Below are 9,367 nucleotides of genomic sequence, written 5' to 3' on the forward strand. Positions count from 1 at the left end.
GGGAATGATATATGTCTGTTGAATCTTCACAATCGGTAAAATGGGGTATCCTCTCCGGTGCCAGTGCTTATCTGTTATGGGGAACTTTGCCAATCTACTGGAAATGGCTTGAGCACATCCCGCCGGAAGAAGTATTAGCCCACCGGATTATTTGGTCTTTTATTCTGTTACTTGCAGTGCTTTTCCTCCTTGGAAAATCACCTTCCTTTATAAAAGAATGTCAAAGTATCATCCAACAACCGAAGGCAATGCTAGGAATCTTTCTCGCAGCAATATTTATTACGGCAAATTGGTTTACTTATATCTGGGCAGTAACAAACAATCATATTTTAGAAGCTAGTTTGGGATATTATATTAATCCGTTAGTCAGTGTCTTAATGGGTGTATTTTTTCTAAAAGAACAATTATCTAAAATGCAATGGTTATCCGTTGGCCTTGCAGGAACTGCTGTTTTATTATTGACTGTTTCTTTTGGCTCATTTCCTTCTGTTGCAATCGTGCTTGCTTTTAGCTTTGCCATTTACGGTCTCTTGAAAAAAATTGTCCGAGTGGGGGCACTAACTGGTTTGGCCATCGAAACACTTATTGTAGCACCATTTGCCATCGGATATTTAATCATCCAACACAGTATGTCCCTTTCCATGTTTTATTTCAGTGACCAAAGGACATTTTGGCTTCTCATAGGTGCAGGAGCAGCCACTGCAACACCTCTTCTTCTTTTTGGTGCTGGGGCCAAACGTATACCGTTATCATTAATGGGATTTCTTCAATATATTGCACCAACAATCATGCTGTTTCTTGGTATATTTCTATATAGAGAGACATTCTCAAGCATCCACTTCGTAGCATTTACCATTATCTGGGTAGCTTTACTTTTGTTTACCATCAGCAGATATCAAATATCAAAAAAATTAAAACGACAAGCCCTTGAAATCGCTTCAAAAAACACTGCTATTAAAGCAGAAGTATAACAAGATCCATTTACGATGGATAGTTTTAAGAAAGGAGGATAAAAAATGAATAAAGATGCGATCGTTTTTACCCTCCTTCTCTCCGGGGGACTTGTGGTGCTGTTTTATAATTTCACAGACATTCATGAGTATCCTTACTTTACTGTTTCCACATTCTTCCTGATGATGAGTATCGGCTTATTTTTCATATTTTTACCAAGTATCACAAAGGAATGGGTTATCCCCATAGTGGCCGTTAACTTTGTAACTGTTGTTGCTATACCTATTCTAGAAGGATTCAATTGGCTAGGGTTCAGTCTTCTTTATCTCGTTCTCCTCTCTTTTATACCTATCAGTTATAACTTGTATAAAAAATGAGGCTAGAACACACATGTGTGTTAATCAATGAGAAAACCGAATGAAATGATAGTTGATACTGTCATTAGCTCCTATACTTCGCTATGATTGTGTAACGTTTTTAGTTTATCCGAGCCTTATTTTAATATCTTTCGTCGGGAAAGAGGTCAATCGATATATTTTTATCTGCCATTTTCTTCTGAATGAATAGCGGTACGAAGAAAGCAAGGATAAACATTCCACATGTCAGAACTATCATTTCCCAACTCAAATCTAGAAAAGTTGCTCCAAGGAAATTAAATGCTAGTGTACCAGGGATGATCCCTACCATCGTCGCAGCTATATATTTATGAAAAGTAATCTTAGATAACGCAGAAAGGTAAGTTACAAAATCAAAATTAACAACGGGGATAAGTCTAAGTGCCAATACATAGATAAATCCTTTCTCTTCTACTTTTTCCTGCAACTTTTTCCCCTTCCCTTTCCAATTTCTCTGAACGAACCGTTTCCCTAGTTTTCTTGCCACTAAAAAAGAGATTGTGGCACCGGATAGGGAACCGATATAAGTAACAATAGGACCAGCAATTGGTCCAAAGGAAAGGCCTCCTGCTATCGCTAAGATAGAAGCTGGAAAAAGCATAAATGGTCTGACAGAAAACATGAGAATAAAGACAAGTGGTGACCACCAACCAAATGAGATAACGAGAGCGTGGATATCTTCCGGATGAAGATCAAGAGTCCCATTTATAACATAGATGAAAACCACTAGCACTATAAATACAAATAATTTAAGTAAAAATTTCTTTGACATACTAGGAGACTCCTCCATCACATTTAGAGGCCACTGAAAAAGTATCTTACAACTATTTCAGTTCCTTTATTTGTATGGCAATGGCTTCGCTCGTCGCTCGCCTGATAGGAGAAAACCGCTCCTATCAGGCTTTTTAAAGATTGCGACGGCTATGCTTTTTGCTTCGAGAGACTGAAAAAGTGGAAAAGCACCACTTTTTCAGTGCCTCCATATTTACTCGCTATTACATGTATAGCCTAACATGGTTTATATTAAGCACGAAAATTTTAAAAAAGAAGTAACTATGGTCACAAACTTTTATTTGTAAAATATATCATGGTGACTGTTGAAAATAGCGTTTAATTGATTCTGCACAAAGCTGAAATGTAATGATAGCAAAGGTGATCGCTAATACCGGAGATAGCGGAATCCAAAAATCCTCCCTGATAAATTGTCTCGTATCGGCAAGTAAGGTTGGCCAAGTTCCAAACCGATTTTGAATGGTCAATGGTCCTGCCTCCATCGTAAACCACTGTTGGGAAATGAACATGGATAAAAAGCCCATTTGTCCGAGAAGAATCATCACTCTCGATAATTCTAATACAAATAACACTCCTAATGATGGTCCAAAATGCCTCAAATCATATTTTATAAAGCGATAAGGAAATCGTGAGCCTGTCATTTTAGATGCTTCATAAAACGACTTTTTGTATAGGCTATTCAGTTCATCACTAAATAAATAGGATAATCTCCCAACTTCAAGGAGGACAATAAAAAGGACGACCCAAATGGTCCGGTTGGAAGATGCTTCAATGAATGGTAAATTCATAAATAAAATAATAAAGAGTAGTACCGGAAGCCCCGATAAATAATGATGCAATTTCTCCATCATCCAATACGTGAATCCAGATTTATTTTTCGTTAAATAGCCTAGCGGCAGGGAAAAAATAAAGCGGAGAAACACAATTAGGAATACGATACCGATTGTATTTTGTCCAAACTGGACTAACTGCTGAAGCAAGTCCCTTCCTGATTCATCTGTGCCAAACCAATATTCGGATGATGGGGGAAATGGAGGGAATAACATTTCACCATCATCTGTTAAAATATAAACAACTTCTTCCACTTCCCCTGTAAATAAAGGAGTATAAGGTAATACGAAACAAACAACGGCTAATATGAGGAGACAACTGAATGACATGATATAAATGAAACGGTTCATATTATCCCACCTTCCTTCTGAAATAATTTGTTAAATATGCCTGGATGACGTGGGTAATATAAATAACAAGAAGAAAACAGGAAAACATCCATACGATCACTTCTGGTTCAAACACTTGGTCAGATACCATGGAACGGTAACTTCCCATAATAGTGGCACCATGAAATCCGAGGGCCTGATAAGCTCGCATCGCGGCTCCCCTTAAAAAGAATAAGTATTCAAGAATTAGTAGATTACCAATGATCATGAGCATCAGCGTGTGTAAATGGGAAGAAACTTTTTGAGCTATGTTAGACCATTGGTGTTTCCATAAAATTAAAGAAGAAGGGAGACCTTTACTTTCTGCAGTCTGGACATACCGTTTTGACGATTCATCCAACAGGGAAGGAGTAATGATCATTGCAAGATATGTACTTGGCAATAAAGATATCAATCCTATCGCGAACAGATAGCTATACCATTCATCATAACCATATACTGCAAAAGTTGGAAAACCAATCCGAAATAGCTGGAATAGCGTTATTTGAACAATGATATACAAAAAGAAATCCGGAATAGCTTGAATGATCCAAGTAAATCCTTTTAATAATTTTCCACTTACTTTATGATGATATTTGAATTGTAACGTTCCTAACATTACTGCAAATAATAGAGAAAAGAAAAAGGAACCTATAATAACAGGAAAACTCCTGGAAAAGAAGTATAAAATGACATCGTCTTTTACTGGATTATTGTATATATTCGTCCCCATACTTCCATTTAACAAATTTTGAAAAAATTGCTGCATTCTTTCCTTATGTAAACTCCAATCATATATATAATTCCTTTCCACATGATAGTCGTAGGCTGTAAATTCTAGTCCTCTCGGTAAAAAAACGAGAAAAATAATAGTCAATAACAATAGTAAATAAATAAAAATAATAATACTTTGATTTGCTAGTTTCTTCATAGAATCCCCTTCCTGAAAGATATTTTCCAGAATTGATTAGAAAAATGTTGTAAAGTTACTAATTTTCCTATTATTCTTAGTTTAATAGAATAATACCATAACAGAAAAGGGGGGTGTTTCCTTGATATACTTTTTCACGGGTTTTCCCGGATTTATCGCTAGAGAATTAATCAAGGAACTAATCAAAGGTGATTTACCAATAAAGCACATTTACTTACTAATTCTGCCGAATATGAAAGAAAAAGCTGTTGAAGAATTACACTCCATCTCTACGGAAGTTTCTTTTCCCATTGATAAATTCTCCACAATAACGGGGGATATTACGAAACCTAATCTTGGGATTCCACGTGAATTAACGTCTACTTTAATGGAATCTGTCCATTATGTGTTTCACCTTGCCGCTGTTTATGATCTAGCTGTTGATAAGGAAACCGCGGAGCTGATTAATGTGAACGGTACGAAGAACGTGAATGACTTTGTCCGACAGCTAGATCAATTAACACGTTATGTTTATTTTAGTACAGCCTATGTTTCCGGAGAACGGAAAGGACGTATTTATGAAGCAGAACTGAAAATGAATCAAACATTTAAAAACCATTATGAACGGACAAAATATGAGGCAGAAGTATTGGTTAAACAACAATCCTCACAGGTTCCAACCACTATTATTCGACCGGGTATCGTCCGGGGGCATTCTGAAACTGGAGAAACCATCAAGTTTGACGGTCCATATTTTATACTTCACCTCCTGGATCGATTCCGCCATTCTCCATTTATTCCCTATATTGGAAAAGGAGAGGTGGAAGGAAATTTTGTCCCGGTTGATTATGTCATCAAAGCATCTATCTATTTAAGTCATTTTCCGTCTGGTGCTGGAAAAACTTATCACCTCACTGACCCAGCTCCCTTTAAGATGGTTGAAATTTATAAGATGCTTGCCTACGAATACCTCGGTAAGGTTCCAAAAGGGAGAATTCCATTAACATTGGCGGATGCATCACTTCGTTTCCCTCCATTGCGGAAATGGTTACAGGTAGAGAGGGAAGCATTGCCATATTTTAACTGCGATTCTTCTTACGATTGCAAAGTGGCCCGTAAGGATCTTATGCAAAGCCAGATTCATTGCCCTGGTTTTGATAAAACATTGTCCACGATGGTACAGTTTTATAGAGAAAACAAAAATGATGATGATAAATACATAAAGATACAATAACAGGAGGTATTTACTATGAATTTTAAAAAAATCCATGAAGCAGTTACCTTTGCTACCAAGGTCCACGAAGGTCAGACAAGAAAATCAACACCGATTCCATATGTCACTCATCCAATTACAGCAGCAATCTATATTCAACCGAGCTTAGATAGGGCAGGCTTTACGGAAGGGGAGCAAGAGGATATTATTATTTCCACCATACTCCATGATGTATGGGAAGATACTGATACAACTCTTGAAGAACTTAGAGATAAATTCGGAAAGGAAGTCATGGAATTAGTTAAAGGGGCATCGGAAGCGGATAAGACCAAAACATGGCACGAACGCAAGACAGCAACGATTGAAAAAGTGCCGGAAGCATCATTAGCTTTAAAGTATGTTATCTTAGCAGACAAACTTCATAATTTAGTGTCCATGCTCGAAGCAAAGGAACAGGTTGGCGACAAAATCTGGGAATCATTTAAAGGAAGAAGAGATTTGCAGGAGTGGTATTACACAAGTATGTATGAGGCTCTAATTGATGGGATGAACCCGATACCTGACTTATTTCAGGAGATGAAAAAACACATCGATGAGATATTTAAAAGATAAGACCTGTGTAGTTAGTTCATTTTCTGGGAAATCCACTCCCATAGCGTCGGCCGAATATCTACGTTAAGGAGCGAAAATTCCGAATTTTCGTCTCTTTTTATTAGCTGCTCTTAATTTACACAGTGGCCTAGCCTATGACATACGCTGATTATTGATTTCCATCATTCTTTTCACAAAGGAGATAAGAACAATGGATCTATCAATAGCGCACTGGCTATATTTGGCTGGAATATGCTTAATAATAGTTACGATGATATTTAGACAGAATGTTGTTGTTCCAGCTTTAATCATGAGTTTTGTCGTCGCATGGGCATACAGCAATTCCATATTGGATGGGATTCATTCAATATTTAATGCAAGTTTAACCGCTGCAACTGAGCTTTTTGACATCTTTCTGATCATTGCCATTATGACGGCCCTTCTGCGCTCCATCAAATCAATTGGTGCCGATCAACAAATGGTGATGCCATTCCAAAAAGTAATGAAAAACGGTCATCTATCCTTTTGGATTCTGGTTGTAGTCACCTACTTCCTATCCCTATTTTTCTGGCCAGCACCATCAGTGCCTCTCATTGGAGCACTTTTAATACCAGTTGCTATTAAAGCTGGACTTTCTCCAATAGGAGCTGCCATTGCCATTTCCCTTGCAGGTCACGGAATGGCACTATCATCTGACTTTATCTTGAAGGTGGCACCTGGCTTAACCGCTTCAAGCAGCAGTTTAGATGCTAATGTTATAGGAGAACAAACTTTAATATTATCACTTATTGCCGGAAGTGTTTCATTAACCTTCGCTTATTTTCTGATTCGTAAATCGATAAAGAAACCAACTGAAAAGAACTTAACGGACTGGGAAAACAGTGGTGATGTGGATATGAAGATTAGTGGCGAGAACCTCGAAGTCAAAGAAGGAAGATTCAGTACACTTTTTTCTTTTCTCGTCCCATCTGTTTTTTTAGTCATTGTGACCTATGTTGTTGTTGCTACGTTTTCAGATTTTATTCCGTCCATTGAGGATGGTGCAGGGGCATCCTTAGTAGGAGGCACTGCCATTATCCTCATTCTGATGATATCTACCTTCCGGAATTACAGTAAAACTCTTCAGGAAGTCAGTGACCATATAGTGAATGGATTTGTATTTGCTTTCAAAGTCATGGGCCTAGTTATACCAGTAGCTGGATTTTTCTTCATTGGTAGTGGAGAATTATCAGCCCAAGTATTTAGAACAGACCCGGACAATGCACCATCCTTTTTATTTGATCTTGTGGAAGCTAGTCAGGCTGCCATTCCGGAAAATGCCTTTATCACTGCATTCGGTATTCTTATCTTAGGGATGATTTCCGGATTTGACGGTTCCGGATTTTCTGCCTTACCACTCATCGGGTCCCTTTCAGAGGCATTGGCGGCATCAATAGGAATGGATCCGGCAACACTTGCATCCATCGGTCAAATTGGCGCCATATGGGTCGGAGGAGGTACTCTCGTCGCCTGGTCACCGATCATCGCTATTGCTGGGTTTGCGAAAATATCTGTCCTTGAACTTGTCCGTAAAAGTTTCCTCCCAGTAATCACAGGCTTGATTGTTGCAACTGTTTTTGCATTGTTGTTCTTTTAATAGTAATACAACTAAGTGCTAATAAATCTAATCTTCTTCCTTAGAAAGACAAATAAAACATACTAACATTAGTAGTGCAGACCCTGGCCAGGGTTTGTGCTACTATTTTTTTATAGTAGAAGTGAAGTAAGGCCGACCAGCCTCTAGGACCATTTAAGAGTCCGTATTATAAACCGGCCGACTTCACACCCTTATTTGAATCAGTTTAGTATGTTGGGTCCTTAAGAGATCGAGTAAAAGAAAGTGGAATCGATAAGGCAATGTGAAGGCTTCTATGAATGGTAAGAGAAGGAGAAATGAACATGAAACATGTTCTAGCATTCGATGTTAGTATGGGGAAAAGTACAATGGTTATCTATAATCACTATAATAAATGTGAATATGAAGGCGAAATTACACATAATAAATCGTCCTTTAAAGCCTTGAATGAAAGGATTTGTGAAATCATTAAACGGGATGGTCAAGCACCTGAAATTGTATTTGAAGCATCAGGAGTGTATTCGAGACCATTAGAACAGTTTTTTCAAGCAGAAGGCTACACCTATCATAGAGTTAGCCCGTTAGAAGCGAATCTACAAACGGCTTCGATGCGTCGTCATAAGACAGATATAAGTGATGCTCATGGGCTTGCTAAATCTCATTTTCGAACAGAACGTTCTACGACATACCAGGAAGAAAACTACTATAAACAAATGCGCGCACTAACACGTTATTACGATGAACTAGATAGTGAAATTATAAGTCTATACAGTAGATTGCACGCTATTTTACAGCTTAGTTTTCCTGAATTAGAGCGTCTTTTTTCAAAACGTTCTGCTCTCTTTTTGAACGTCACTCAGCTTTTCCCACACCCAGATGAAGTATTGGCATGTTCTAAAACTGTAATACGAAATAAAATAAAAGGGAATACAAAAAAGAACATATCCCTTAAACGTGCAGAAGAAAAAGCAATAGAATTACTTCACGCAGCACAAGATTCCTATCCAGCAATATCAAAAGATGATGTTCGTTGTGACCAAATTCGGGATTATGCTATACGTATCACAGATCTTAAAGCGAAAAAAGACATGCTTATAAAACAGATGGTTGAACTTTCAAAAGATCGTATTGAGTATCAGGTATTACTTTCTTTTCCAGGGATTGGAGAGGTGACTGCTGTAAGACTAATTGGAGAACTAGGGGATCTACAACGCTTCCAGAACCATAAACAATTGAATGCATATGTTGGAATTGATATCATGCGTTATCAATCTGGTAATACATTTTATAAAGATAAAATAAATAAACGAGGAAATAACAAATTACGAAAACTATTGTACTACATGGTTCAATCGATGATTAAACTTCGTAAGAAGTCCAACAATCATATTGTAGAGTATTATGACAAATTAAAAACGCAACCTCAAGGCAAACCCCATAAAGTTGCGTCAATTGCATGTGTGAATAAGTTCTTGAAAGTGGCCTTTCATCTAATCACACACAACATCACCTATGATTACAATACAGCATCCATCTGTTCGTAATCAGTTATTTACACTATAACATAGATGACCTTTCGAAAAAACATAACTCGTCAGGTCTATTTGTCATTTCCAAAATGTTTTTTTGGGTGGGAGTGGTACCCCTCCCACCCAAAAAATAGTTATTAATTAATAAAAACACTTGACTGTAGGTAAGAAA

At 37.6% G+C, this 9,367-nt stretch carries 9 protein-coding genes; 6 read left to right on the top strand and 3 right to left on the bottom strand.

The window, feature by feature from the left end; all coding sequences use genetic code 11:
• Nucleotides 1-11 precede the first annotated feature (11 nt).
• Both rarD and KS419_RS07165 read left to right on the top strand, forming a co-directional pair.
• Nucleotides 12-971, top strand: a complete 960-nt coding sequence (gene rarD / locus KS419_RS07160; protein WP_217065433.1) for an EamA family transporter RarD — start codon at nucleotides 12-14, stop codon at nucleotides 969-971.
• Nucleotides 972-1,016: 45 nt separating this feature from the next.
• The gene (locus KS419_RS07165) at nucleotides 1,017-1,328 is read left to right on the top strand and encodes a hypothetical protein (RefSeq protein ID WP_217065435.1); all 312 of its coding nucleotides are present in this window, start codon (nucleotides 1,017-1,019) and stop codon (nucleotides 1,326-1,328) included.
• A 121-nt stretch (nucleotides 1,329-1,449) separates the two neighbouring features.
• Here KS419_RS07165 and KS419_RS07170 read toward each other — a convergent pair whose 3' ends face one another.
• The 3 genes from KS419_RS07170 to KS419_RS07180 form a co-directional block, all read right to left on the bottom strand.
• On the bottom strand, nucleotides 1,450-2,118 hold the full coding sequence (locus KS419_RS07170) for a TVP38/TMEM64 family protein (RefSeq protein ID WP_217065437.1): 669 nt from the start codon (nucleotides 2,116-2,118) through the stop codon (nucleotides 1,450-1,452).
• 313 nt (nucleotides 2,119-2,431) lie between these two features.
• Nucleotides 2,432-3,319: a hypothetical protein gene (locus KS419_RS07175; RefSeq protein WP_217065439.1), complete on the bottom strand. Its 888-nt coding sequence runs from the start codon at nucleotides 3,317-3,319 to the stop codon at nucleotides 2,432-2,434.
• Nucleotide 3,320: 1 nt separating this feature from the next.
• Nucleotides 3,321-4,268: an ABC transporter permease subunit gene (locus KS419_RS07180; protein ID WP_217065440.1), complete on the bottom strand. Its 948-nt coding sequence runs from the start codon at nucleotides 4,266-4,268 to the stop codon at nucleotides 3,321-3,323.
• A gap of 121 nt (nucleotides 4,269-4,389) precedes the next feature.
• Here KS419_RS07180 and KS419_RS07185 point away from each other — a divergent pair, with 121 nt between their 5' ends.
• The 4 genes from KS419_RS07185 (at nucleotide 4,390) to KS419_RS07200 (ending at nucleotide 9,210) form a co-directional block, all read left to right on the top strand.
• Entirely contained in the window at nucleotides 4,390-5,481 is a 1,092-nt protein-coding gene (locus KS419_RS07185) for an SDR family oxidoreductase (RefSeq protein ID WP_246593700.1), read from the top strand.
• A 15-nt stretch (nucleotides 5,482-5,496) separates the two neighbouring features.
• A complete protein-coding gene (locus KS419_RS07190) occupies nucleotides 5,497-6,072 on the top strand; it encodes an HD domain-containing protein (RefSeq protein ID WP_217065442.1) in 576 nt (191 codons plus the stop codon).
• 190 nt (nucleotides 6,073-6,262) lie between these two features.
• Nucleotides 6,263-7,687 (top strand): hypothetical protein, encoded by a 1,425-nt coding sequence (locus tag KS419_RS07195; protein WP_217065444.1) that lies wholly within the window; start codon nucleotides 6,263-6,265, stop codon nucleotides 7,685-7,687.
• A 302-nt stretch (nucleotides 7,688-7,989) separates the two neighbouring features.
• Nucleotides 7,990-9,210, top strand: a complete 1,221-nt coding sequence (locus KS419_RS07200) for an IS110 family RNA-guided transposase (protein WP_246593679.1) — start codon at nucleotides 7,990-7,992, stop codon at nucleotides 9,208-9,210.
• Nucleotides 9,211-9,367 lie beyond the last annotated feature (157 nt).

Source organism: Evansella tamaricis, assembly GCF_019042215.1.
Taxonomy (GTDB): domain Bacteria; phylum Bacillota; class Bacilli; order Bacillales; family Salisediminibacteriaceae; genus Evansella; species Evansella tamaricis.